Source organism: Telluria sp. B2 (assembly GCF_051789535.1).
In the GTDB taxonomy this organism is placed as follows: Bacteria; Pseudomonadota; Gammaproteobacteria; order Burkholderiales; family Burkholderiaceae_D; genus Telluria.
In genome coordinates, this window is record NZ_CP196525.1 from 2,780,329 (window position 1) to 2,803,366 (window position 23,038).

Genomic DNA, 23,038 nt, shown 5'->3' on the forward strand with positions numbered 1-23,038 from the left:
CCCTACAAAGTCAACATCGAAAAGAAAAAGCCCGCTACTGCTTCCAGTAGCGGGCTTTTCATTTACCGGACGGCCAGGCAGGCCGCCCCGATCAATCACTTCGCCGCATTCAGCGCGCGCAGGAACTGCCCCTTGATCTTGCCGCCCTCCACGGTGCCCAGGATCACGTTGGCGATGGTGCCGCCCTTGGCGTCCAGGCCGTCGATGTCGTTCGGGTTGTACATCGCCGGCAGAGTGGTGTAGGCCTTTTCCATCTGGGCGCGGATCTTCTCGGCGTCGGTCGTGGTGCCGGCCAGCTTCATGGCGGCCACGGTCGCGTGCACGGTCGAGTAGTTCAGGCTGATCTCGGTGCTCGGATCCTTGCCGGGATTGAGCTTGCGGTAGCGCTGGGTGAAGGCGACCGCTTCCGGACGGTCGTCGTTCGCCAGCGGCATCACGCCGATCGAGCCTTCCAGCGGAGCGATGCCGCCGACCACCTTGGCCATCTCGTCGATCTTGGCCTGGTCGAGGATGATGAAGCCGCCCTTGAAGCCCAGTTCGCGCGCCTGCTTGGCCACCAGCGCGGTCGGCTCCGAGGCGCCGCCGATGAACATGACGTCCGGCTTGGCCTGCATGGCGCGGCTCACGCCGCTGTAGAAGTCGGTCGCCTTGTTGTAGGACATCGGGTTCTCGGCCACGATCTTGCCGCCGTTGGCTTCCCACACCGGCTTGAAGGCGGCCGCCCAGGCTTTCGCATAGTCGTGGTCGGCCTGGACCATGGCGACGTTCTTGCCGTGCTTGGCCATCATGGCCTTGGTGAACGGGGCGATGTAGCCGGTGAAGTCAGGCGGAATGCGGATGGTCAGCTTGTTGCCGCGCTCGGTCACCTGCGGCAGGCTGGTGTAGGCCAGCAGCAGCACCTTGGACTTCTCGTTGAAGGCCTGGACCGCGAACACGCCGCCCGAATGCGGCACCAGCACGGCGGCGGTCTTGTGCTGCTGGACCAGGCGCTGCACGTTGATGGCGGTTTCCGACGGATTGTACTTGTCGTCCAGCGCCACGATCTCGACCTTGTAGCGCTTGCCGCCGATTTCCAGCGGCTTGGCGTTGATCTCGGCGGCGGCCATTTCCATGCCGGACAGGACGTTCTTGCCGTACAGGGCGGCGCCGCCGCTCAGCGGTCCGGAGAAACCGATCTTGATGGTTTCCTGGGCGTGGGCGACGCCGCCGGCCAGGGCCAGCGTGGCGGCAGCGGCTGCCAGAAGGGTGCGGCGGGTCAGTTTGGCTTGCACTTTCATGGGGTGTCTCCTTGGTTTTGCTTTGTTGTGGGTGCTACTGTCGAATACTCCGTCGATACATGAAAACAGCTCAGGCGCCGCTCAGGCTCCGATGTAGGCCTTGCGCACCTGCGCATTGTTCAGCAGTTCCTCGCGTCCGCCTTCCATCACGATCCGTCCCTGTTCGATGACGTAGGCGCGGCTGGCGATGTTCAGGGCGGCGTAGGCGTTCTGCTCGGCCAGCAGCACCGTGGTGCCGGCCTTGTTGATGCGGGCGATGATCTCGAACATCTGCTTCACCACCAGCGGGGCCAGGCCCAGCGAAGGCTCGTCGAGCAGCAGCGCTTTCGGCCGGCCCATCAGGGCGCGTCCGATCGCCACCATCTGCTGCTGGCCGCCGCTGAGCGATCCGGCCGGGCTGTCCTTCTTCTCGTACAGGATGGGGAAGAGCTCGAACACTTCGTCCAGCGTGCGCTGGGTGCCACGGCTGTCGCCGCGGTGCACGTAGGCGCCCAGGGTCAGGTTCTTCAGCACCGACATGCCGGGGAAGAGCTTGCGGCCCTCCGGGCAGTGGATCAGGCCATCGGCGACGATCTGCGAGGGCTTGCGGCCGACCAGGTTCTGCGAGCCGAAGCGGATCGTGCCCGAGGAGGCGCGGTTCAATCCGCTCATGGTCAGGAAGATCGAGCTCTTGCCGGCGCCGTTCGAGCCGAGCAGCACCACCAGTTCGCCTTCGTCGGCGTGCAGGCTGACGTCGTGCAGGGCCCGGAAGCTGCCGTAGGAAAGGTTGACTTTGTCGAGTTTAAGCATGTTCGCTCCCCAGGTAGGCTTCGATCACGACCGGGTTGGCGCGGATCTCGGCGGGGGTGCCCTCGGCGATGCGCTCGCCGTAGTTCAGCACCAGGATCTTGTCGGCCAGGTTCATGATCATGTCCATCTTGTGCTCGATCAGGCAGACCGTCAGGCCGCTGTCGGCCATCTTGCGGATCAGGCGCGCCAGGCCCTCGGTCTCTTCCGGATTGACGCCGCCGGCCGGTTCGTCCAGCAGCAGCAGGCTCGGGTCGGTCGACAATGCCAGGGCAAAGGCGACCCGCTTCCTTTCTTCCTGGGAGATGTCGCCGGCGATGCGCGCTTCGATGTGCGACAGGCCCACGAAGTCGAGCGCGGCGCGCGCCTTCTCGCGGCAGCGGCGTTCCTCGTCTTTCAGGCGGCGGGTGCCGAGGATGGCGTCGATCAGGGTCGAGCCGGTGCGCAGGCGGTGGCCGACGATCAGGTTGTCCAGCACGGTGGCGGTGTCGAACAGGGTCGTGGTCTGGAAGGTGCGCGCCATGCCGAGGCGCGCCACCTGGTCGGCGCGCAGGCCGGTCACGTCCTTGCCGTCGAAGATCACCTTGCCCTCGGTCGGCGCGATCGCGCCGCTGATCAGGTTGAAGAAGGTGGTCTTGCCGGCACCGTTCGGGCCGATGATGGCATTGATGGTGCCGCGCGCGAAATCGGCGCTGACGTCGTTGACGGCTGCCAGGCCGCCGAAGCGCTTGGTCAGGTGGTCGATCTTAAGCATGCGAGGCTCCTTTCTTCGTCGCGATGGCGGGTTTGGCGGCTGGCGCCTGCGTCGGTGCGGCCTGCGCCGGTGCGGCCTGCGCCGGAGCCGCCTGCAGCGCCGCCTTCCTGCGCTGGCGGTTCTGCCAGGTGCCGACGATCCCGTACGGCAGGAAGATGACCAGCAGGACCAGCACCGGGCCGAACACCACGAAGCGGTATTCCTGCAGCACCTGCAGGTACTGGGTCAGCCACGGTACGGAGATGGCGCCGAGCAGGGGGCCGAGCAGGGTGCCGATGCCGCCCACCAGCATGTACATGGTCATGTCGAAGGTGTGCTCGACGCTGGCCACGCCCGGGCCGAGGAAGCGCACATAGCCGGCGTACAGGCCGCCCGCCAGGCCCGAGAAGAATACCGACAGCATGAAGGCCAGCAGCTTGTTGCGCATCAGGTTGATGCCCAGCGCCTGGGCCAGCTCGTCGCCGTTGCGGATCGCCATGAAGGTGCGGCCCAGCAGCGAATGGACGATGCGGTGCATGATCCACAGGCTGGCGACCAGGAAGAACAGCACCAGGTAGTACTGGGTGCGTGGTTCGGAGAAGTCGAGCGAGCCGATGCTCTCAGGTGCCGGGATGCCCATGATGCCGACCGTGCCGTGGGTGAAGCTTTCCCACTTCTCGATCACCAGGAACATGATGTAGCCCACGCACAGGGTGAAGATCGAGAAGAAGTGTGTCTTCAGGCGCAGCGACACGATGCCCACGAAGAAGCCGAGGGCGGCCGAGACCACGCCCGACAGCGCGAAGGCGACCCAGAACGAGACGCCGTGGTCGACCGTCAGGATGCCGACCGTGTAGGCGCCGACCGCCATGAAGCCGCTGTGGGCGAGGTTGTACTGGCCGGTGTAGCCGGTGATCAGGTTCAGGCCGATGGTGGCGATCGCGTAGATGTAGGCGGTCGACATCACGGTCAGGTGGTAGTCGTTACCGGCCATGAAGGGGAAGGCCAGCGCCAGCACCAGCAGCAGGCCCCATCCGGTTTTTGCGTTGATGAGCTTCATCAGTGTGCTCCTTTCGCGAACAGGCCCTGCGGACGCAGCGACAGGATCAGCACCAGCAGCGCAAAGGCGATGATGTCCTTGTAGTCGGTCGAGATGTAGAAGGCGCCGAAGGCTTCGGCAAAGCCGATGATCAGGCCACCGACGATCGCCCCGGGCACGCTGCCCATTCCGCCCAGCACGATGATGACGAAGGCCTTGGTGATCACCAGGTGGCCCATCGATGTGTAGACCAGGTTGATCGGTGCGTACAGCACGGCCGCCATGCCGGCCAGGGCGCCGGCGATCGCGAAGGTCAGCATCGCGACGCGGTTGGCGTCGATGCCGACCAGGGCCGCGCCCTCGCGGTTCTGGGCCATGGCGACGATGGTGGCGCCGGTCACGGTCTTCTTCAGGAACAGCTGCAGCAGCACCACCAGCAGGAAGGCGGCGCCGATGATCAGCAGGCGCTGGGCCGGCATGGTGATGTCGCCGAAGGTGAGGATCTGGTTATAGGGCGTGGCCATGCGGTGGAAGTCCGCGCCCCAGATGGCCTGGGCGCCGGCTTCCAGGAACAGCAGGATGCCGATCGAGGCGATCATGTGGTGCAGGTAGGGCGCCTTGCGCAGCGGGTGGAACACCAGGCGCTCGGACAGGACGGAAATGAGCGCCACGGTGACGGCGGCGCCCGCCATGCCCCACCAGTAGTTCAGGCCAAGCCTGTCGATGATGAAGAAGGCCGAGTAGGCGCCGGCCATGTAGAAGGCGCCGTGCGCGAAATTGGGTACGTGCAGGATGCCGTACACCAGCGTGAGCCCCAGCGCGACGAGGCTGTAGACGCCGCCCAGGGTGAGTCCGTTGAGGACCTGTTGCAGGAAAAGCTCCAAAATCTGTCTCCAATATTATTTGTGTGGTCGTGCTGCTTTTGGATGCCGTGCGAGGTGCGTGGTGCTCAGTCGAACATGATCACCCCTCGTGCATTGCGTCCTTCGGCCAGGTCGGCAAAGGCCTGCGGCGCTTCGTCGATGCGGTAGCGGCGCGTGATCAGTTCATCGAGCTTGAGGCGCTTCGCGCGGTACAGGGCCAGCAGGCGCGGGAAGTCCTGGCGCGGGCGGGCCGAACCGAAGTAGCTGCCGGTCAGCGTCTTCTCTTCGAAGGTCAGGCTGCCGGTGCGCACCGTGGTCGTGTCCTTCGGGTGGGCCACGCCGACCGCCACCGCCTTGCCGCCCTTGGCCAGGACGCCATAGGCCTGGGCCACGATTTCTCCCTTGCCGACGCATTCGAAGGCGTAGTCGGCGCCGCCATTGGTGAGTTTGCGCAGGACCTTGATCAGGTCGGGCGTGCCGGCGTTGACCGTGTGGGTCGCGCCGAACTCTTTCGCCAGCTCGAGCTTGGCGTCGGACATGTCGACCGCGACGATCATCGCCGCGCCGGCGATGCGGCAGCCCTGGATGGCGTTCAGGCCGACGCCGCCGCAGCCGAAGACCACGGCGATCGAGCCCGGCTCGACCTTGGCGGTATTCGTGGCCGCGCCGACGCCGGTCATGACGCCGCAGCCGACCAGGCAGGCGCGGTCGAGCGGCACGTCCTGGGCGATCTTCACCACGTTGTCGACATGCAAGGTGGCGTATTCGGCCATCACGCCGCAGCCGGAAAAGATGTTCAAGGGCTGGCCGTCCAGTCCGCGGGTGCGCACGGTGCCGTCGGGCAGGGAGATCGCCGCTTTCGCGGCCTGGTCGCACAACTGGGGGCGGCCGGTCTGGCACCAGCGGCATTTGCCGCACATGCTCACGAAGGAACTGAGCACGTGGTCGCCGACCGCGTATTCGCTCACGCCTTCGCCGACGGCCACGATCACGCCGGCGCCCTCGTGGCCGAGCACGAGGGGAGCGGGCATGGGAATCGTGCCGTTGGTGGCGGACAGGTCGCTGTGGCAGATGCCGCAGGCCGCCATCCTGATCATCACCTCGCCGCGCCGCGGGAACTCGACCTCGATCTCCTCGACCACCACCGGTTCCCCGGTGGTGCGGCAGACCACGGCCCGGGCGCGCTGGTACTTCGTATCACTCATGAATGCCATCCTCCTTGGAAAAAACGCGGGCGCGTCAGGCGCGGCGCGGCGTCCCGCATTGCCGGGATCGTGCGGTGGATGGGAAAACGGACGGGAGACCCCGGCCGTATGGTTGCTTCGTGCTCGACGAAACCTGAGCTGTAAACATGCTTCTGACTCCTGTGCGTGGGTTCCGGAGAACCCATGGTATTCAGATCATTCGTTTTGCTAGGTGAAACAAAGCGGTGTAAAATGGAACAAAAAAAGGATACGACACTTTTGCATCGGTAGCAATGATTTGTTCAGCAGTCACGTGGAACTGCATGGAACTGCACCTTGCCGGCGATGTGGGGACAAAAACGAAGTGCCGCTGGCTCAGGACCGCCTTGTGTTTGCGCAATGGTTCAGCCAGTTTGCCATGCGAAATCCATCTCGGAAAGAGCCTTTGCTGCAATAGCAGAAGAATTCGTATTCCTGCCGCGTATTCCTGCGGCCTTCATATCTGGGGTAAGCCATGCAACTGAGCGAAATGAACCGCAACACGGACGATGCCGAACCGGGCGAGAGCCCGGATGCGTCGAAGAACAACGAGGACCGCTACTACATCACGGCCCTCGCGCGCGGGCTCGAGGTGCTGGCCTGCTTCCGCTCGGCCGACAAGGGCCTGACCAACCAGCAGATCGCCGAGCGCTGCGGCCTGCCGAAGTCCACGGTCACGCGCATCACCTATACCTTGACCCGGCTCGGCTACCTGGTGCAGGAAACCGGCGGGCGCTACATGCTCGGCACCGCGACGCTCGGCTTGGGCAGCGCGATGCTGGCGCGCCTCGACATCCGCCAGCTGGCGCGGCCGATGATGCAGGAGCTGGCCGATTTTTCGGGCACCACGGTGTCGATCGCGATGCGCGACCGGCTGTCGATGATCTACGTCGAGGTCTGCCGCAGCACGGCGGCGCTGTCGCTGTCGCTGCAGGTGGGCTCGCGCATGCCGCTGGCGGTATCGGCCATCGGCCGCGCCTACCTGGTCAAGGCTTCCGAGCAGGAGCGCAAGGACATCCTGAGCCGCGCGCTCGAACTCGACGAACTGGCCTTCACCGCCATGAAGGAGGGACTGGAGCGGGGGCTGCGCGACTACGAGCAGTACGGCTGCACTACCTCGTTCGGCGAGTGGCAGAAGGACGTCAACGGCATCGCGGTCGGCTTCTTCCCGATCGGCGGCAGCCAGCTCATGTCGGTCAACTGCGGCGGGCCGTCGTCGAGCGTGTCGCAGGAGTTCCTGCTGGGCGAAGTGCGGCCGCGGCTGATCGAGATTGCGTCGCGGCTGGAGTCGTGAGCGCACCGGCATGCACGCAGGCCTGGAATTCCTGCATGCACGGGCAACGCGGCGGGCGCGGAAGGCCCGGAAACTAATCCGCTAACAAGGCAAAATAGATGCTGCCATATGCCAGCGCCGCTGCGAGCGTGGCCAGGCAGATGCCCAGTAGCGGATACCAGTTGATGGCGGATGTGGCTGGGGTGTCAACCTGAGGCTGATCGGAAACTTCTACTGCTTTAACTGCGGTCATGCGTGTGAGCGTGCTGACATAAAGACGTAAATTCTAACGGGTAACAATTTCCTTTTGGAAGAAATGTTTATAGAGAGCAATCTCTACCGCGTCTGCCAAGCTGGCGGCGCAGGCTTTCCTTCCCCTGACGAATCCTATGAATAAATCCATCCTGATCACCGGCGGCGGACGCGGCATCGGCGCGGCCTGCGCCACCCTCGCCGCCGAGCGGGGCTACCGCGTCTGCGTCAACTACCTGTCCGACGACGCGGCCGCCGCCGCTGTCGTCGACGCGATCGCCAGCCGCGGCGGCGAGGCCTTTGCGGTCAAGGCCGACGTCGCGGACGAGGAGCAGGTCGAGCGCCTGTTCCGCGCCGTCGACGAACGCTTTGGCCGCCTGGACGCACTGGTCAACAATGCCGGCGTGCTGTCGCAGCAGATGCGTGTGGAGCAGATGTCCGCCGCGCGCATCCACCGTATCATGGCGACGAATGTCGTCGGCAGCATCCTGTGTGCGCGCGAGGCGGTGCGGCGCATGTCGACCAGCCACGGCGGGGCGGGCGGCGCCATCGTGAATGTGTCCTCGCGCGCCGGCGTGCTGGGCGCGGCGGGCGAGTATGTCGATTATGCGGCTTCCAAAGCCGCCATGGACGCGCTGACGATCGGCCTGTCGAAGGAGGTCGCGGGGGAGGGGATCCGCGTGAACGGCGTTCGCCCCGGCCTGATCGAAACGGACATGCATGCGAGCGGAGGCGAGCCGGGACGTGTAGCGCGCCTGGCCGCCTCGGTCCCGATGGGACGCGGAGGCCAGGCCCTTGAAGTGGCGCAGGCGGTGCTGTGGTTGCTCTCGGACGCCGCCTCGTACACGACGGGGTCCTTCATCGAGGTGTCGGGCGGGCGTTGAGGCAAGCCGTCCGGTTCAGCCGACGCGCCCCATGAACGGCACCACGCCGAAGAGAAGCGCCGCCAACAGCATGATCAGCGAACCAGCGATGGCCCACAGCAGCGTGAAGCGCTGGTGGTCGCCGAACTCGACCTTGGACATGCCGACCAGCAGGTAGGTCGATGCCACCAGGGGGCTGAGCAGGTGGACCGGCTGGCCGATCAGCGAGGCGCGGCCGATTTCCGCGGCGCCGATGCCGTAGACGGCAGCCGCCTTGGCGAGGATGGGCACGATGCCGAAGTAGAAGGCGTCGTTCGAGATGAAGAAGGTGAAGGGAATGCTCAGCACCCCGGTCACGATCGCGAGATAAGGCCCCATCCAGTCTGGCACGGCGGCGATGACGCTCAGCGCGATCGCGTCCACCATCCTGGTGCCCTGCAGGATGCCCACAAAGATGCCGGCGGCGAAGATCAGCGAGACGACCGGCACCACGTTGGTCGCATGGTGGGCAATCCTTTCCTTCTGCTGCTCCAGGCGGGGATAGTTGAGCATCACCGCGACCGCGAAGAAGATCATGAACAGCACCGGCAGCGGCAGGACGCCCGCGACCAGCAGGACCAGCAGCAGCGCGGTGAGCAGGGCGTTCACCCAGATCAGTTTTGGCCTTGCGAGCGCCGGATCCGTCACGCTCACGTCCGGGTCCTGATCGGCGCCGCCGGCGACCGCGCCGCCGTCCTGCGCCACAAGGCCCGCCTGCACGACCCACTGGCCGGTGGTGCCATCCATCTCGCCGGCGGCGGCATGCCGGGCCCGGGCAGGCTGCAGGACGCTGACGTTCGATGCCGGGCGGGCGCCGGCATGCGCGGCCAGCTGCACCGTGCCGATGCGCTTGCGCTCACGCTTGCCCAGCACGTAGGCGACGAAGAGCACCCAGGCGATACCGGCGAGCATGGGCAGCAGCATGGGAACGAACAGCTCGTGCACCTCGACCCCGAGGGCGCTGGCCGCCCTGGCGGTCGGCCCGCCCCAGGGCAGGATGTTGAAGACGCCGCCGGCCAGCATGATGACGCAGGCCAGGATCAGCTGGTTCATGCCGAGGCGCCGGTAGAGCGGGAGCATGGCCGACACCGTGATCATGTAAGCCGTGGCGCCGTCGCCATCGAGCGAGACCAGCATGGCCAGCGCCGCCGTCCCGACCACGATTTTCATCGGGTCGCCGCGCACCATCTTCACCAGCCTGCGGATGACCGGGTCGAACAGGCCGGCATCGATCATGATGCCGAAGTAGAGGATCGCGAACATCAGCATGACCCCGGTCGGGGCCAGGTTCTTGATCCCGGTGAGCATCATCGGCCCCAGTTCCTTGCCGAAGCCGCCGATCAGCCCGAAGGCGATGGGCACGACGATCAGGGCGACCATGGCCGGCAGGCGCTTGGTCATGATCAGGAACATGAAGACGATGATCATCGAGTAAGCCAGGATGGTCAGCATGGGAATTCTCCTCACAATGCCCGCGGTCTCCCCGTGGGAGCGCAAGCGTCACTAAATGGTGTTACGGCGCGATGCCGCGGCGTGGGGTTGCGGGCGCGCGATGCGCCGCAGTCCGGTCGGAACCGGGCTGGATCAGGCGGGGAAGCGCGGCCGGGAACGCGCGCGCGAGGGCTGGCTGGTCATGTGGTCTCCGAATGTTGTCATCGTTATGTGCTGCTTGTGCTGCCGACTATAGGCGGGCGCGGCTTTCAATTAGCTTTCAGCGCGCCCGCGCGCGGCCCGGACGATCAGGTTCGGATGCGGGAAAGGCGGGACGCCGGGAGCGGCCCTGGCCGGGTCAGGCGCCCTCGGGCGGCGCGAACTGCACGCTCACCTTCAGCCCGCGCCCGTCCTCGCCCTGGCCGAGCGCAAGAACGGCGCCGTGCATGCGGGCGATGTCGCGCACGATGGCCAGCCCCAGGCCGGTGCCGCCGGGATTGGCCTCCAGCGTCGCCTGGGCGCGGTAGAAGGGCGTGAACACCTTGTCGTGCTCGGCGGGAGCGATGCCGGGACCGCTGTCCCGCACTTCCAGCAGGACGCCCGCAGGACGGCGTCCCACGCGCAGCTGCACGCTGCCGCCGGCCGGCGTGTAGCGGATCGCGTTGTCGACCAGGTTCGCCACCAGCTCGTGCAGCAGCAGCGGGTCGCCGTCGACGGTCGTGTCGCCTGCGCTCCCGCCGCCCTCGACGTCCAGCGCCAGGTCGATCCCTTTCTGCACCGCCGGCAGGGCCAGTTCCAGCCCGACCTGGCCCGCCACCGCCGCCAGCGCGACCGGGCTGGCCTGGATCCTGCCGCCGCCATGCTCGATGCGCGCCAGCGTCAGCAGGCGGTTGGCGAGGTGGACGGCGGAGTCGGTGGTGAGCGCGACCGAGCGCACGATCTCGCGCATGGCGGCCGGGTCGCTTTCCCTCAGGGCCAGCTCGGCCTGGGTCTTGAGCACAGTGAGCGGGGTGCGCAACTGGTGCGAGGCGTCGGCGATGAAACGGCGCTGGCTGGCGATCAGGTCCTGCATGCGGGTCATGGCGCCGTTCATCGCCACCACCAGCGGGCGCACTTCCTTGTGCACCAGCGCCGGATCGACGTCGGACAGGTCGGACAGCGAGCGCGTCTCGACCTCGTGCTTCAGGTCCATCAGGGGCCGCAGCACCAGGCGCACGGCGAACCAGACCAGGGTCGCCACCGCCAGCACCATCAGCGCCTGGCGCAGCAGGGTGCCCAGCAGGATGCGGCGCGACAGGGCGCGGCGCGCGTCGAGCGTCTCGCCGACCTGGATCAGGGCGATGCCGCGCATGCTGTCGTCGAAGACCGGCTGCAGCAGGGCCGCGATGCGCACCGGTTCGCCGTTGTACTGCGCATGGTAGAAGCGCACCAGGGCCGGATACAGGTCGGAACGCGGCACGTTCTTCGGCACCGGCGGCAGGTCGTCGTAGCCGGACACGGTTTCGCCGCGCAGCCCCGTGACCTTGTAGTAGATGCGGCCCAGGGTGTCGGTCTCGAAGCTGTCCAGGGCCACGTAGGGCACGTCGGCCACGACTTTGCCGTCGCGCACCGACACCCGCTCGGCCAGCGCGCGTGTGGAAGCGAGCAGCGAACGGTCGTAGGCGATGTCGCCGGCCTCCAGCGCGTCCTGGTAGAGCGACACCGCGTTCAGGGCGACCAGCGCGACCAGGGGCAGGATCAGCCAGCGCAGCAGCTGGTTGCGCAGGCTGCCCGGCGGGCGGGCAGCCTTCAGGGCCATGGCGCCGGTTTCAAGCGGGTTTTTCCTGCAGCAGGTAGCCGATGCCGCGCAGGGTCACGATGGCGGTATTGCCCTCGGGACGGCGTTCGAGCTTCTTGCGGATGCGGTGGATGTAGAGCTCGATGGCATCGAGGTTGGCGTCGTCCACCAGTGCGAACACCTCGTCGAACAGCTTTTCCTTGGACAGCGCGCGGCCCGGGCGGGCGATCAACGCTTCGAGCACGGCGTGCTCGCGCGGCGTCAGGGCCAGCGGCTCGCCGCAATAGTGGAACATGCGCGCGACCGTGTCGAAGCTGAGCTGGCCGCAGCGGTGCACCAGGGCCTCGTTGCCGCTGCCGTTGCCGAACCTGCGGCGCAGCAGCGCCTTGACCCGCGCCTCGAGTTCGGCCAGTTCGAAGGGCTTCGCCAGGTAGTCGTCGGCGCCCAGGTTCAGGCCCTGCACCTTTTCCTCCAGGCCGCCGCGGGCGGTCAGGATCAGCACCGGCGTGCCGCCGCGCGCTCCGCCGCGGGCGCGCAGGCGGCGCAGCACGTCCAGGCCGTCCATCTTCGGCAGCGTCAGGTCCAGGATCACCAGCGCGTAGTCCTGGGTGTGGAGCAGGGCGTCGGCGTCGGCGCCGCTGGCCGCGCATTCGACGGTGAGCTTGGCGTCGCGCAGCGCCCGGGATACCCAGTGCGACAGCTCGACATGGTCTTCGACTAACAGGATTCTCATCGCGCCAGTGTAAGCGCAAAGCTCGTCCTTCGGAAAGGCCGGGCGCGAGCGATTTTCCACAACGCCGCCCCAGGCCGCGCTGAAAGCGAACTGAAAGCTCGGCCCGCATATAGTCGGTTTCATAAGGCAGTAGCAGGCAGTACATAACGATGACAGTACCGGAGACAAGATGAAGAAATCGGCCCTCGCGCTCGCCGTCCTGGCAGCGCTTTCCCTGAATTACTCCGCCCAGGCGCAAACCAATGTGCAGGTCTATGGCCTGGTCGACGCCGGCGTGGAGAGCGTCAACCATGCCGCTCCCGACGGCGGCAGCCTGGTGCGCGTGGTCTCGGGCGGCAAGAACACCTCGCGCTGGGGCCTGCGCGGCAGCGAAGACCTCGGCGGCGGCCTGAAGGCCGTCTTCAACCTCGAGGGCGGCATCCTGATGGATACCGGCGCCTCGGACGGCCCGCTGTTCAAGCGCCAGGCGAACGTGGGCCTGGAGGGCGGTTTCGGGCGTGTGGTCGTCGGCCGCTCCTTCACCACGACCTACGACCTGGTAATCAAGTTCGACCCGATGGGCTTCGCCCCGAACTACTCCTGGGCCACCAGCGGCGGCGCCACCGGGCCGTCGAAGTACGGCATGACGACCGCCTTCGACAACCTGGTCAAGTACAGCGGCCGCAGCGGCAACTTCAGCTACGGCGCATCGGTCGGCCTGGGCGAGCAGGCGGGCAGCTCGGCGGACGGGCGCAAATACGCGCTCGGCGGCTCCTGGTCCGCCAACGGCCTGGGCCTGATGGCGGCCTGGGAGCAGGTCAGCGGCGCCACCCCGGCGGCGGGCGGGGAGCGCGACCGCACCAGCGCCCTGCACCTGGGGGCGGACTACCAGAGCGGCCGCTGGCGCTACACGGCGGGCCTGCGCAGCTACAAGTTTGACTCCGGCCGGGCCGCTAGCGCCGACCTGCGCGGCGACACCTGCTGGGGCGGCGTCACCTGGGCGGTCGACAAGATCACCCTGACCGGCGCCGTCTACCACATCAATACCCGGGAGCTGCCGGCGGCCCAGGATGCCGACCCGACCATGTTCGTGGCGCGCGCGATGGTTAACCTGTCCAAGCGCACCTGGCTCTACCTGTCGGCGGCCCACGCCAGGGCCGATCACGGCCAGCTGGTCGGCCTCTCGCGCGACGACGCGGGCTTTGCCGACACCCAGACCGGCGTCACCGCCGGCATCCAGCACCGCTTCTGAATTCGGCCTTAGAGCGCATCCCGGCCCGGGCGGCTATCATGCACACATGAGAATGCCGCGCACCTTCCTGATTTCGCTGCTGTTGCTGCTCGCGCCGTCGCTGGTGCTGGCCGCGCCTGGGGCCGCCGCCGCGGCGGGCGAGGCTGAATGCCTGGTGCCGTCCAAGCCGGGCGGCGCGATGGACCTGACCTGCAAGCTGGCCCGCGAGGCCTTGCGGGGCCAGCCCGGCGCGCCGCCGATGAAGCTGAGCTACATGCCGGGCGGCGTCGGCGCGGTGGCCTGGCATACCCTGGTGTCCCAGCGCCGCGCCGAGCCGAATACCCTGGTCGCGTTTTCCGGCGGCTCGGTATTGAACCTGGCGCGGGGCAAGTTCGGCAAGGCCAACCTTGAAGACGTACGCTGGGTCGCCGCCTTCGGCGCCGACTACGGCATGGTCGCCGTCCCGGCCGATTCGCCCTACCGCACGCTGGGGCAGCTCCTCGGCGCCCTGAAGCGCGACCCGCAGCGCGTACTGGTCGGCATGTCGGGCACCATCGGCAGCCAGGACTGGATGAAGATGGCCCTGCTGGTGAGCAAGGCTGGCGTCGAGCCGCGCAAGATGCGCTTCGTCGCGCTGGAAGGCGGCGGCGAGCAGTTCGTCGCCATGCAGGCCGGCTACGTGCAGGCCATTTCGGGCGACACCTCCGAGGCCCTGCTGTATGCGGGACGCGGCACGGTACGGGTGCTGGCGGTGCTGTCCGAACGGCGCCTGCCCGGCGTGCTGGCCGGGGTGCCGACCGCGCGCGAGCAGGGCTACGACGTGGTGTGGCCGGTGATTCGCGGCGTGTGGATGGGGCCGGGCGTGAGCGAGCGGGACTACCGGCGCTGGGTCGCGGCGTTCGACGGCGTGGATGCCAGCCCCGAATTCGCCCGCCTGCGCGAGCAGGCCGGGATGTATCCGTTTTCGCTGACCGGAGAGGCGCTGACCGGCTACATCAGGCAGTCGATCGCGGACTACAACCGGCAGGCCGCGCAGTTCAATCTGGTGCGCGAGCGCTAGCCGGCGGATGCATGCGGCGGCCGTTCAATACAGTCCGACCGGTTCGTTAAGAAACCAGGTGCTGGTCGACGAGCGGCGCGGCCAGCCTGGCGTGCGTGCAGCCAAGGTCGTGGTCGGCACCGGCGAACACGTGCAGCTTCGCTCGCGGAAGCAGGGCAGCCAGGCGCTCCCCGACCTTCACCGGACTGATCGGGTCCGCATCGCCCCAGAGAAGCAGCGTCGGCATATGCAGCGCGGGCAAGTGCGGCGTCAGGTCCTCATGGTAGCTGGTGAACCAGTCCGGCAATCCGGGATGCGCCGCGCGCATGGCCGGGCGCCAGTCCTCGGCGCCGAAGGGGCGCAGATCCATCCCGCCTGAGGTCACGGTCAATACCAAGTGAGTGACGAGCTCGGGCCTGCGCAGCGCGGCAAGCATGGCGACGACACCTCCCATCGATTGGGCAATGATGGCGCTGGGCTGGTCGAGTTCGGCAAGCACCCTGGACGCCAGGTCGTCGATGCCGCGAACGTCCGGGTCTCGCGGAACGCCGTTGGGCTCCTGTCCACAATCCTCAGTAGCCCGCCGCCAGCTGCTCCGGCGTCAGCGCATTCATCACCGCGAATACACCGCTGGCGCGCAGGATGCGCCGCGATCCCACCTGCAGGAAGCAGTTCGCGAACGCCACGCGTCCGCCCAGCTTCTGGATGTCGACATGCGCCTCGACCCAGTCGCCCGGGCGGGCCGCGTCGACGAAGTCGGTGCTGAGGTTGACGGTGACGAAGGACTGGCGCCCCTCGCAGTGCATGGTCAGGCCCAGGCCGAGCGCCGAATCGGCCAGGCTGGCCAGCATGCCGCCGTGGGCGATGCCGCGCATGTTGGTGTGCTGTTCGGTGATGCGCATCGCGATCACGGTGACGCCGTTCTCCCGGCTGCAGTACAGATCCCCCAGGTTGGCCATATAGGGGCCGCCGCGTTTCAGGCGCTCGAAGCCTGGCGGCACTTGTGTGTTGTTGTCGTGTGATGTCATGGTTATGCCTGTGTGCGCCGTTCTATAGTCGGCATGTGGATTTTGCACAGTAAAACACGCAAGGGTATGTGTCAACCCTGCAATACAGTGCGCAGGTACACACGTTTCGCTGCGCGGAAGGGTCATTTACTTCCATTTTCTCGGCTGCTACACTCGACCGGAGTAAAACGTGGTTTTACTGTGCGGTACATACAGACAAGAACAGGAGACATATGGCTTTCCAGTTTTCCGAACGCGCCCTCGAACTGCAGCGGCGCGTCAAGCATTTCATCGACACCGAGATCGTCCCCTGCGCGGCCGCCTACAAGGAAGAGGTCGATGCCGGGCGCAAGGCCGGCAACGCCTTCATCGTACCCCAGACCATGGAGCGCCTGAAGGCGAAGGCGAAGGAAGCCGGCCTGTGGAACCTGTTCCTGCCCGAGTCGGAACTGGGTGCGGGCCTTACCAACCTCGAATATGCGCCGCTGTGCGAACTGATGGGCCGGGTGCCGATCGCGTCCGAAGTCTTCAACTGCTCGGCGCCCGATACCGGCAACATGGAGACCCTGGTGCGCTATGCCTCGCCGGCGATCCAGAAAACCTGGCTCGAACCGCTCCTGGCCGGCGAGATCCGCTCGGCCTTTGCCATGACCGAGCCGGAGGTGGCGTCCTCGGACGCGACCAACATCACGGCCAGCATCGTGCGCGACGGCGACGAGTACGTGATCAACGGTCGCAAGTGGTTCACCTCGGGCGCGGCGGACCCGCGCTGCAAGGTGATGATCTTCATGGGCAAGACCGATCCGGACCACCCCGAGCGCCACCGACAGCAGTCGATGATCGTGGTGCCGACCGACACCCCGGGCGTGACCATCGTGCGCGACATGCACGTCTTCGGCTACGACGACGCGCCGCACGGCCACGCCGAGGTGCTGTTCGAGAACGTGCGGGTGCCACGCGACCATATCCTGCTCGGCGAAGGCCGCGGCTTCGAGATCGCCCAGGGCCGCCTGGGGCCGGGCCGGATCCACCACTGCATGCGCCTGATCGGGCGCGCCGAGATGGCGCTCGAGGCGATGTGCCGGCGCACGCTCGAGCGTGTCGCCTTCGGACGCAAGGTCGCCGACCAGGGCGTCTGCCGCGAGCGCATCGCCGAGTCGCGCATCCTGATCGACCAGGCGCGCCTGATGGTGCTGAACGCGGCCGAGATGATGGACAAGGTCGGCAACAAGGTCGCCGCGCGCGAGATCGCGATGATCAAGGTGATCGCGCCGAACATGGCCTGCAAGGTGATCGACTGGGCGATCCAGGCCCATGGCGGCGCCGGCGTCAGCCAGGACTTCGGCCTGGCCCAGGCCTATGCCAGCGCGCGCTCGCTGCGCCTGGCCGACGGTCCGGACGAGGTACACCGCAACGCGATCGCCAAGCTGGAACTGGCGAAGTATCGTTGAACCTGCGGCTGAACCGGACAGTAGCGGAGCGGTTCGCGCCGCCCGCATTACACAGGATGCAAGAAGGAGACAAGATGTCTGAGCGCCACCTGCCATTCTGGCCCACGGGCCTGCCGCGGCACCTCACCGTGCCGCAAACGAATCTGTACTACAACCTCGAGGTATCAAGCACGCGCTACCCGGACAAGACCTTCGCGATCTATTACGACACCCCGATCAGCTACCGCGAGTTCAGGGACGAGGTCGACGCCATCGCCGGTTTCCTCCAGAGCGAGTGCGGCGTGGAGCAGGGCGACCGGGTGCTGCTCTACATGCAGAACAGCCCGCAGTTCATCCTGGCCTATTACGCGATCCTGCGCGCCAACGCGGTCGTGGTGCCGGTCAACCCGATGAACCTGACCGAGGAGCTGCGCCACTATGTGAGCGATACCGGCGCCACCACCATCTTCGCGCCCCAGGACCTGTATGAGCAGGTGCAGCCGCTGGTCGGCGCCGGCCTGCGCCACGTCGTGGTCGCGGCCTATTCCGACTACATCGAGCGCCCCACCGACCTGAAGGTGCCGGACTTCGTGGCCGCGCCGCGGCGCGCGATCGCGGGCGAGGGCGTGGTGCTGTGGAGCGACATGCTGGCGCGCGGCTGCCGCCCCGGTCCCCTGAAGGCCGGCCCGGACGACCTGTGCTGCATGCCCTATACCTCGGGCACCACCGGCAACCCCAAGGGCTGCATGCACACCCACCGCAGCGTGATGTACAACACCGTGGCGGGGGTGCAGTGGTTCGGCGCCCAGCAGGACTCGGTGGCCCTGTGCGTGCTGCCCTTCTTCCACGTGACCGGCATGCAGGGCGGGATGAACGGGTCGATCTTCATCGGCGGCACCGTCGTGGTGCTGTCGCGCTGGGACCGCGACACGGCGGCCGAATGCATCCGGCGCTACCAGGTGAATTCGACCCAGCTGATCTCGACCATGGTGGTCGACATGCTGTCGAGCCCACGCGTGGCCGAATACGACCTGTCGAGCATCCGGCGCATGAGCGGCGGCGGCGCGGCGATGCCGGACGCGATCGCCCAGCGCATGCAGGATCTCATGGGCGTCAAGTACGTCGAGGGCTACGGCATGTCCGAGACCATGGCGCCGACCCACATCAACCCGGGCGAGCGTCCCAAGAAGCAGTGCCTGGGGATTCCGATCTGCGATGTCGACGCCCGCGTGGTCGACCCCGAGACGATGCGCGAACTGGCGGTGGGAGAGGTCGGCGAGATCATCGTGCACGGGCCGCAGGTGATGCAGGGCTACTGGAACAATCCGCAGGCGACCAGCGACACCTTTGTCGAGATCGACGGCAAGCGCTTCCTGCGCACCGGCGACCTTGGACGGGTCGACGAGGACGGTTACTTCTTCATGGTCGATCGCCTGAAGCGCATGATCAACGCCTCGGGCTACAAGGTCTGGCCGGCCGAGGTCGAGGCGCTGATGTACCGGCATCCGGCGATCCGCGAGGTCTGCGTGGTGGCGGCGCAGGACGAACGGCGCGGCGAGACCGTCAAGGCCGTGGTGGCGCTGAAGGACGGCTTTGCCGGCAGCGTGAGCGAACAGGACATCATCGACTGGTCGCACGCGAACATGGCGGCCTACAAGAGCCCGCGCATCGTGGAGTTCTGCGAGACCCTGCCGAAGTCGGCGACCGGGAAGGTGCAGTGGCGGGACTTGCAGGCGAAGCGGGCGGCCGTCACTGGATAAGGTAGGGATACACGTAGGGTGGGCGCCCCGTGCCCACGCGTGACGGCTGCTTCGTGTTGGCGTTCACAATGGGCCGCGTCTGCTCGTCGTCCACGCGTGGGCACGGGGGCGCCCACCCTACGCAACAATAAAAAAGCCGGCTGGGTGCAAACCCAGCCGGCTTTTGTTCGTCCCGAAGGGCGATCAGAACATGTGCATGATACCCACGGTCAGGCGGTTCGCCGAATCGCTGCCCACGGCGACGAAGCCCTGGGCCAGGTTGATGTCGGTTGCCTGCACGATGCGGTCGGTCGCAGCGTGGCCGTAGGAGAAGTAGGCGGTGCTGCGCTTGCTCAGCGCGTAGCGGGTGATGAAGATGTACTGCTGCGAGTCGTCCTTCAGGTCGCCCGAGCGGCGGGTGTTGTAGAAGGCGCCGGTCAGGGTGATGGCCGGTGCGACCGGGACGTCGACGCCGGCGCCGAAGACGCTGATCTTGCGGCCGGTGCTGTCGAGTTTGTTTTCCGAATAGGTCGACTTCAGCACGGCGCGCGACATGGTGTACTTGACGCCGATCGCATGCGAGTGCAGCAGGTCGGGACTGACCGCGATGTTCGTCGGATTGTTCTTCATGCGGGCATAGGCGCCGTACAGGTTCAGCGGACCGGCATTGTAGAAGGCCGAGGCGCCCACGTAGGAGTTGCGCTGCGAATCGCCCGCCTGCTCGCCGAAGGCGCGCATCAGCGCGAAGCCGAAGCCGCTGAAGGACGGCGAGACGTAGCGGATCGAGTTGTTCTGGCGCAGCGCGGTGCCGCTGCCGTTGGCGCCGTAGGCGCCGTAGACGCCGGCGTGGTTCATCGCGGAGAACAGCACGTTCGGGCTGGTGGCGGCGAAGGCCAGGCCCATCGGGTCGGCCATGCCGACCGACAGCACGCCCAGGATGTTCTGGCGGCCGAAGTCGATCGAGCCGAAGTTGCCGGTCAGGCCGACGGTGGCTTCGCGGTCGAACAGGCTGGTGGTCGGCGGGTTGCCGGTACCGACGCCGGCGGCGCCGGTGTCGTTGAGCAGGGTGCCTTCCAGGCCGAAGCGGGCCTTCAGGCCGCCGCCCAGGTCTTCCACGCCCTTGAAGCCCCAGCGTGACACCTGCATCTGGCCGGCTTCGACCGTGGTGCGGCCGCCGTTCGGGCCGTCATTGTTCACATGGGTGATACCGGCATCGACGATACCGTAGATGGTGACACTGGTTTGCGCCGACGCGGCGGACATGCAGGCGGCGAGCGCGGCCATTGCGATGATGTGCTTCTTCACTGATGCTGTCTCCTCTTTTTATGATGGTCGACCCCGGCGAGGCCAATCGCACTAAAGCTGCATAGCGGCACCGTTTCTCTTGGTGGAACTCAGCCGTCTATAGTGAAACTCTATTTTCATGTGACAACACTGTCAACAATTATTAATGCATCTACGATAGACAGTGTGGCTGAGCCGTATTTTTGTCTCGCGGCATCCACACGAATGGGAGAAAAGCCTCAGGATGAGGGAAAAAGGCGGGAAAACCGTTCTGCTGTGCGAAACTGCACGATGAGCTGTCGATGCACGCACATCGGCGTGGGGCGATGTCGGCGCCGGCGGCCGGGTGCGGCCGGCCCGCTTCAGGCGCCGGGCGCGCCGAGGAAGTCGCGCACGAGGCGCAGGACGAGCGCGGGCTGCTCGCGGTGGGGAACGTGGCGGGCGCCGGCCATGATCTCGACGTGCGCCGCCCCCGCGGCGAGCCTGGCCAGCGTTTCGGGGTGGCGCACCGAGCCGAATTCGTCGTGCTCGCCGTGCAGGGCGAGCAGCGGACAGCGTACCTGAGGCAGCACGCCGTCCAGCGACCATCCCGCGAACCCCGGGCCGAGCCAGGTTTCGGTCCAGGCATCGAGCACCCAGCGCGCCTTGTCGCCGTGGTAGCGGACCAGGCGCCCGAACTGGTCCGGATCCTGGAAACCGAGCCTGGCTTCGCGGATGCCGGCGTGGGTGCGCTCCTCGACGAAGGCCTGGGCCGATTCCGTGACCAGGGCGACGCAGTCATCGGGATGCAGCGCCGCGCAATGGACGGCCATGCCGCCGCCGACGCTGTGGCCGAAGGCGATGAAGCGGCGAAAGGCCAGTGCCCGCTGCAGCGCCGGCAGGACGAGCCTGGCTTCCTCTTCGATGAAACCCGGTGCGAGCGCGCCGCCGCGCGGATCGGAGCGGCCGAAGCCGAGGCGGTCGTAGGCGATCACGCGCCGGCCCAGCACCTGCGCCAGCGCGGCCGGAAAGTCGCGCCACAGTTCGACGCAGCCGAGGGAATCGTGCAGCAGCAGGAGGGGCGCTTCGCCGGCCTGGCCCTGGGCGTGCTGCGCCGCATGCCAGCTGCGCACGAAAAGGCGGCCTTGCGGGTGATCGACCCAGGTATCGCTGACCTGGATTGGGGTGTGCTCGGTAACTGTCATGAATGCGCGTGAGGCTGGTTCGACGTTGCGGGCGCGGGCGCCACGCCCCGATCATAACCCAGGCGCGTACAGCACGGTCCAGGCCGGCGTGGCCGGGCCCGGAAGCCGCACAGGAAGCAGGGACGGAAAAAAGCCCCTGCATGCAGGGGCTTTCGAGAGTACTACCGACCGGGGCGGCTTATTTCTGCGCCACGGTCTGGGCGGCGGCCTGGGCGACCACCGTTGCGGCTGCCGGCTCGTCCAGCGTGATCGCCTTCAGGCCCAGCGCCTCGCTGCTGTAGTGGCGGATGCGGTTGGCCAGGGCCGGGTCGTTGTTCAGCTTCTGGCCGTAGGACGGCACCATTTCCAGCATCTTGGCCTTCCAGGCCGGGGTTTCCAGCGTGTCCTTGAAAGCGGACTGCTTGAGCACCTTCAGCATGATCGGCGCGGCGGTCGAGGCGCCCGGCGAAGCGCCGAGCAGGGCCACGACGCTGCCGTCGGCCGAACTCACGACTTCGGTACCGAACTGCAGGATGCCGCCGTCTTTCGAATCCTTGATGATCTGCACGCGCTGGCCGGCGGTGGCCAGGGTCCAGTCTTCCATCTTCGCTTCCGGCAGGTAGTCGCGCAGCGAGGCCAGGCGGTCTTCCGGCGTGAGCATGACCTGTTCGATCAGGTACTTGGTCAGCGGGATGTTGTCGATACCGGCCTGCAGCATCGGACGGACGTTGCTGGTGCTGATGGCGGCCGGCAGGTCGGTCCAGGAACCGTTCTTCAGGTACTTGGTCGAGAAGGTCGCGAACGGTCCGAACAGCAGGGTGCGCTTGCCGTCGACGATGCGGGTGTCCAGGTGCGGCACCGACATCGGCGGCGAACCGACCGAGGCCTTGCCGTACACCTTGGCCAGGTGGGCGTTGACCAGCGCAGGGTTGTTCGTCATCAGGAACTGGCCGCCGACCGGCATGCCGCCGTAGCCTTTCACTTCCGGGATGCCGGTTTTTTCCAGCAGCGGCAGCGCGCCGCCGCCGGCGCCGATGAACACGAACTTGGCGCGCACGGTCTCGACCTTGTCCTTGGCGAGGTCCTTGATGGTGACGTTCCAGATGCCGTCGGCGCCGCGCTTGATGTCCTCGACCTGGGTGCGCAGGTGCAGGGCCACGCCTTTCTTCTCGGTCAGGTTCTTGACCATGGTGCGGGTCAGGGTGCCGTAGTTGACGTCGGTGCCGATGTCCATGCGGGTCGCGGCGACCTTCTGGTTCTTGTCGCGGCCGTTCATGACCAGCGGCGCCCACTGGCGGATCTCGTCATGATTTTCGGTGTACAGCATGCCCTTGAACAGGTTTTCCTTCTGCAGGGCCTCATGGCGCTTGCGCAGGAAGTTGACGTTGTCGTCGCCCCAGACGAAGGCGATGTGCGGCACGTTGTTGATGAAGGCGCGCGGGTCGGGCAGGTAGCCGTGCTTGACCTGGTAGGCCCAGAACTGCTTCGAGATCTCGAACTGTTCATTGATGTCGACCGCCTTCTTGGTCTCGACCTTGCCGTCCGGGCCTTCCGGCGTGTAGTTCAGTTCCATGAAAGCCGAGTGGCCGGTGCCCGCGTTGTTCAGCGTGTCCGAGCTTTCGGCGGCGACCGAGTCGAGCCGTTCGTACATCTCGACCTTCAGGTCGGGCTGCAGTTCGGTGAGCATGGTGCCCAGGGTGGCGCTCATGACGCCGGCGCCGATCAGGACCACGTCGACGGGCTTGTCGTTCTTGGGAGCCGGGGCCTTGCCGCATGAGGCGAGGAGCAGGCCGGAGAGTGCAACTACGAGTACTTTACGCATGGCGTTATTTCAGGATCAAAAAACTCAAAACTACGGTTGCCCCTGCCTGGGTGGA

At 66.6% G+C, this 23,038-nt stretch carries 21 protein-coding genes; 6 read left to right on the forward strand and 15 right to left on the reverse strand.

The annotated features are described in order from the left end of the window. Positions 1–95: 95 nt before the first annotated feature. The 6 genes from ACSUZJ_RS12335 to ACSUZJ_RS12360 form a co-directional block, all read right to left on the reverse strand. A complete protein-coding gene (locus tag ACSUZJ_RS12335) occupies positions 96–1,277 on the reverse strand; it encodes an ABC transporter substrate-binding protein (protein ID WP_499408486.1) in 1,182 nt (393 codons plus the stop codon). A gap of 81 nt (positions 1,278–1,358) precedes the next feature. Further along, positions 1,359–2,066, reverse strand: a complete 708-nt coding sequence (locus tag ACSUZJ_RS12340; RefSeq protein WP_499408488.1) for an ABC transporter ATP-binding protein — start codon at positions 2,064–2,066, stop codon at positions 1,359–1,361. Further along, the gene (locus ACSUZJ_RS12345) at positions 2,059–2,817 is read right to left on the reverse strand and encodes an ABC transporter ATP-binding protein (protein WP_499408490.1); all 759 of its coding nucleotides are present in this window, start codon (positions 2,815–2,817) and stop codon (positions 2,059–2,061) included. Before ACSUZJ_RS12345 ends, ACSUZJ_RS12340 begins: the two co-directional genes overlap by 8 nt. Continuing rightward, entirely contained in the window at positions 2,810–3,856 is a 1,047-nt protein-coding gene (locus tag ACSUZJ_RS12350) for a branched-chain amino acid ABC transporter permease (RefSeq protein WP_499408492.1), read from the reverse strand. The genes ACSUZJ_RS12345 and ACSUZJ_RS12350 overlap by 8 nt, the downstream gene beginning before the upstream one ends. Then, on the reverse strand, positions 3,856–4,719 hold the full coding sequence (locus ACSUZJ_RS12355) for a branched-chain amino acid ABC transporter permease (RefSeq protein WP_499408494.1): 864 nt from the start codon (positions 4,717–4,719) through the stop codon (positions 3,856–3,858). Before ACSUZJ_RS12355 ends, ACSUZJ_RS12350 begins: the two co-directional genes overlap by 1 nt. 65 nt (positions 4,720–4,784) lie before the next feature. Beyond that, entirely contained in the window at positions 4,785–5,903 is a 1,119-nt protein-coding gene (locus ACSUZJ_RS12360) for a zinc-binding dehydrogenase (RefSeq protein WP_499408496.1), read from the reverse strand. Positions 5,904–6,411: 508 nt separating this feature from the next. Here ACSUZJ_RS12360 and ACSUZJ_RS12365 point away from each other — a divergent pair. Continuing rightward, positions 6,412–7,215, forward strand: coding sequence for an IclR family transcriptional regulator (locus tag ACSUZJ_RS12365; protein WP_499416528.1), 804 nt, complete (start codon positions 6,412–6,414; stop codon positions 7,213–7,215). Between the two features lie 73 nt (positions 7,216–7,288). On the opposite strand, the gene ACSUZJ_RS12370 is transcribed toward ACSUZJ_RS12365, so the two are convergent. Further along, on the reverse strand, positions 7,289–7,447 hold the full coding sequence (locus ACSUZJ_RS12370) for a hypothetical protein (RefSeq protein WP_499408498.1): 159 nt from the start codon (positions 7,445–7,447) through the stop codon (positions 7,289–7,291). A gap of 136 nt (positions 7,448–7,583) precedes the next feature. On the opposite strand from ACSUZJ_RS12370, the gene ACSUZJ_RS12375 reads away from it, so the two are divergent. Further along, positions 7,584–8,330 carry an SDR family oxidoreductase gene (locus tag ACSUZJ_RS12375; RefSeq protein WP_499408500.1) on the forward strand — a complete coding sequence of 249 codons (747 nt, stop codon included), beginning with the start codon at positions 7,584–7,586 and terminating at the stop codon, positions 8,328–8,330. A gap of 15 nt (positions 8,331–8,345) precedes the next feature. Here the strand turns inward: ACSUZJ_RS12375 and ACSUZJ_RS12380 are convergent, their stop codons facing one another. The 3 genes from ACSUZJ_RS12380 to ACSUZJ_RS12390 all read right to left on the reverse strand — a co-directional run bounded on the left by ACSUZJ_RS12380 (position 8,346) and on the right by ACSUZJ_RS12390 (position 12,289). Continuing rightward, positions 8,346–9,800, reverse strand: a complete 1,455-nt coding sequence (locus ACSUZJ_RS12380; protein WP_499408502.1) for a CitMHS family transporter — start codon at positions 9,798–9,800, stop codon at positions 8,346–8,348. A gap of 337 nt (positions 9,801–10,137) precedes the next feature. Further along, the gene (locus ACSUZJ_RS12385; protein WP_499408504.1) at positions 10,138–11,577 is read right to left on the reverse strand and encodes a sensor histidine kinase; all 1,440 of its coding nucleotides are present in this window, start codon (positions 11,575–11,577) and stop codon (positions 10,138–10,140) included. A gap of 10 nt (positions 11,578–11,587) precedes the next feature. Then, positions 11,588–12,289 carry a response regulator gene (locus tag ACSUZJ_RS12390; RefSeq protein ID WP_499408506.1) on the reverse strand — a complete coding sequence of 234 codons (702 nt, stop codon included), beginning with the start codon at positions 12,287–12,289 and terminating at the stop codon, positions 11,588–11,590. Between the two features lie 169 nt (positions 12,290–12,458). Here ACSUZJ_RS12390 and ACSUZJ_RS12395 point away from each other — a divergent pair, with 169 nt between their 5' ends. Together ACSUZJ_RS12395 and ACSUZJ_RS12400 are read left to right on the forward strand one after the other, a co-directional pair. Continuing rightward, the gene (locus tag ACSUZJ_RS12395; protein ID WP_499408508.1) at positions 12,459–13,520 is read left to right on the forward strand and encodes a porin; all 1,062 of its coding nucleotides are present in this window, start codon (positions 12,459–12,461) and stop codon (positions 13,518–13,520) included. A gap of 46 nt (positions 13,521–13,566) precedes the next feature. Further along, positions 13,567–14,559, forward strand: coding sequence for a tripartite tricarboxylate transporter substrate binding protein (locus ACSUZJ_RS12400; protein ID WP_499408510.1), 993 nt, complete (start codon positions 13,567–13,569; stop codon positions 14,557–14,559). A 46-nt stretch (positions 14,560–14,605) separates the two neighbouring features. On the opposite strand, the gene ACSUZJ_RS12405 is transcribed toward ACSUZJ_RS12400, so the two are convergent. Beyond that, on the reverse strand, positions 14,606–15,037 hold the full coding sequence (locus tag ACSUZJ_RS12405) for an alpha/beta fold hydrolase (protein ID WP_499408512.1): 432 nt from the start codon (positions 15,035–15,037) through the stop codon (positions 14,606–14,608). A gap of 73 nt (positions 15,038–15,110) precedes the next feature. Beyond that, positions 15,111–15,566 (reverse strand): PaaI family thioesterase, encoded by a 456-nt coding sequence (locus ACSUZJ_RS12410; protein ID WP_499408514.1) that lies wholly within the window; start codon positions 15,564–15,566, stop codon positions 15,111–15,113. A gap of 212 nt (positions 15,567–15,778) precedes the next feature. On the opposite strand from ACSUZJ_RS12410, the gene ACSUZJ_RS12415 reads away from it, so the two are divergent. Together ACSUZJ_RS12415 and ACSUZJ_RS12420 are read left to right on the forward strand one after the other, a co-directional pair. After that, positions 15,779–16,996, forward strand: a complete 1,218-nt coding sequence (locus ACSUZJ_RS12415; RefSeq protein ID WP_499408516.1) for an acyl-CoA dehydrogenase family protein — start codon at positions 15,779–15,781, stop codon at positions 16,994–16,996. A gap of 74 nt (positions 16,997–17,070) precedes the next feature. After that, positions 17,071–18,735 carry a long-chain fatty acid--CoA ligase gene (locus ACSUZJ_RS12420; RefSeq protein WP_499408518.1) on the forward strand — a complete coding sequence of 555 codons (1,665 nt, stop codon included), beginning with the start codon at positions 17,071–17,073 and terminating at the stop codon, positions 18,733–18,735. A 183-nt stretch (positions 18,736–18,918) separates the two neighbouring features. Here ACSUZJ_RS12420 and ACSUZJ_RS12425 read toward each other — a convergent pair whose 3' ends face one another. From ACSUZJ_RS12425 to mqo, 3 genes are all read right to left on the reverse strand, one after another. Next, positions 18,919–20,019 carry a porin gene (locus ACSUZJ_RS12425; protein WP_499408520.1) on the reverse strand — a complete coding sequence of 367 codons (1,101 nt, stop codon included), beginning with the start codon at positions 20,017–20,019 and terminating at the stop codon, positions 18,919–18,921. Positions 20,020–20,360: 341 nt separating this feature from the next. Next, the gene (locus tag ACSUZJ_RS12430; RefSeq protein WP_499408522.1) at positions 20,361–21,182 is read right to left on the reverse strand and encodes an alpha/beta fold hydrolase; all 822 of its coding nucleotides are present in this window, start codon (positions 21,180–21,182) and stop codon (positions 20,361–20,363) included. 178 nt (positions 21,183–21,360) lie between these two features. Beyond that, the gene (mqo, locus tag ACSUZJ_RS12435; protein ID WP_499408524.1) at positions 21,361–22,983 is read right to left on the reverse strand and encodes a malate dehydrogenase (quinone); all 1,623 of its coding nucleotides are present in this window, start codon (positions 22,981–22,983) and stop codon (positions 21,361–21,363) included. Positions 22,984–23,038 lie beyond the last annotated feature (55 nt).

What these genes read in the sequence shown, in the direction of transcription:
- ACSUZJ_RS12420 (WP_499408518.1), top strand. Translation starts at nt 17,071, where the DNA reads ATGTCTGAGCGCCACCTGCCATTCTGGCCCACGGGCCTGCCGCGGCAC.
- ACSUZJ_RS12335 (WP_499408486.1), bottom strand. Translation starts at nt 1,277, where the DNA reads ATGAAAGTGCAAGCCAAACTGACCCGCCGCACCCTTCTGGCAGCCGCT.
- ACSUZJ_RS12365 (WP_499416528.1), top strand. Translation starts at nt 6,412, where the DNA reads ATGAACCGCAACACGGACGATGCCGAACCGGGCGAGAGCCCGGATGCG.
- ACSUZJ_RS12380 (WP_499408502.1), bottom strand. Translation starts at nt 9,800, where the DNA reads ATGCTGACCATCCTGGCTTACTCGATGATCATCGTCTTCATGTTCCTG.
- ACSUZJ_RS12360 (WP_499408496.1), bottom strand. Translation starts at nt 5,903, where the DNA reads ATGAGTGATACGAAGTACCAGCGCGCCCGGGCCGTGGTCTGCCGCACC.
- ACSUZJ_RS12350 (WP_499408492.1), bottom strand. Translation starts at nt 3,856, where the DNA reads ATGAAGCTCATCAACGCAAAAACCGGATGGGGCCTGCTGCTGGTGCTG.
- ACSUZJ_RS12370 (WP_499408498.1), bottom strand. Translation starts at nt 7,447, where the DNA reads ATGACCGCAGTTAAAGCAGTAGAAGTTTCCGATCAGCCTCAGGTTGAC.
- ACSUZJ_RS12400 (WP_499408510.1), top strand. Translation starts at nt 13,567, where the DNA reads ATGAGAATGCCGCGCACCTTCCTGATTTCGCTGCTGTTGCTGCTCGCG.
- ACSUZJ_RS12415 (WP_499408516.1), top strand. Translation starts at nt 15,779, where the DNA reads ATGGCTTTCCAGTTTTCCGAACGCGCCCTCGAACTGCAGCGGCGCGTC.
- ACSUZJ_RS12410 (WP_499408514.1), bottom strand. Translation starts at nt 15,566, where the DNA reads ATGACATCACACGACAACAACACACAAGTGCCGCCAGGCTTCGAGCGC.
- ACSUZJ_RS12395 (WP_499408508.1), top strand. Translation starts at nt 12,459, where the DNA reads ATGAAGAAATCGGCCCTCGCGCTCGCCGTCCTGGCAGCGCTTTCCCTG.
- ACSUZJ_RS12390 (WP_499408506.1), bottom strand. Translation starts at nt 12,289, where the DNA reads ATGAGAATCCTGTTAGTCGAAGACCATGTCGAGCTGTCGCACTGGGTA.
- ACSUZJ_RS12430 (WP_499408522.1), bottom strand. Translation starts at nt 21,182, where the DNA reads ATGACAGTTACCGAGCACACCCCAATCCAGGTCAGCGATACCTGGGTC.
- mqo (WP_499408524.1), bottom strand. Translation starts at nt 22,983, where the DNA reads ATGCGTAAAGTACTCGTAGTTGCACTCTCCGGCCTGCTCCTCGCCTCA.
- ACSUZJ_RS12340 (WP_499408488.1), bottom strand. Translation starts at nt 2,066, where the DNA reads ATGCTTAAACTCGACAAAGTCAACCTTTCCTACGGCAGCTTCCGGGCC.
- ACSUZJ_RS12345 (WP_499408490.1), bottom strand. Translation starts at nt 2,817, where the DNA reads ATGCTTAAGATCGACCACCTGACCAAGCGCTTCGGCGGCCTGGCAGCC.
- ACSUZJ_RS12375 (WP_499408500.1), top strand. Translation starts at nt 7,584, where the DNA reads ATGAATAAATCCATCCTGATCACCGGCGGCGGACGCGGCATCGGCGCG.
- ACSUZJ_RS12385 (WP_499408504.1), bottom strand. Translation starts at nt 11,577, where the DNA reads ATGGCCCTGAAGGCTGCCCGCCCGCCGGGCAGCCTGCGCAACCAGCTG.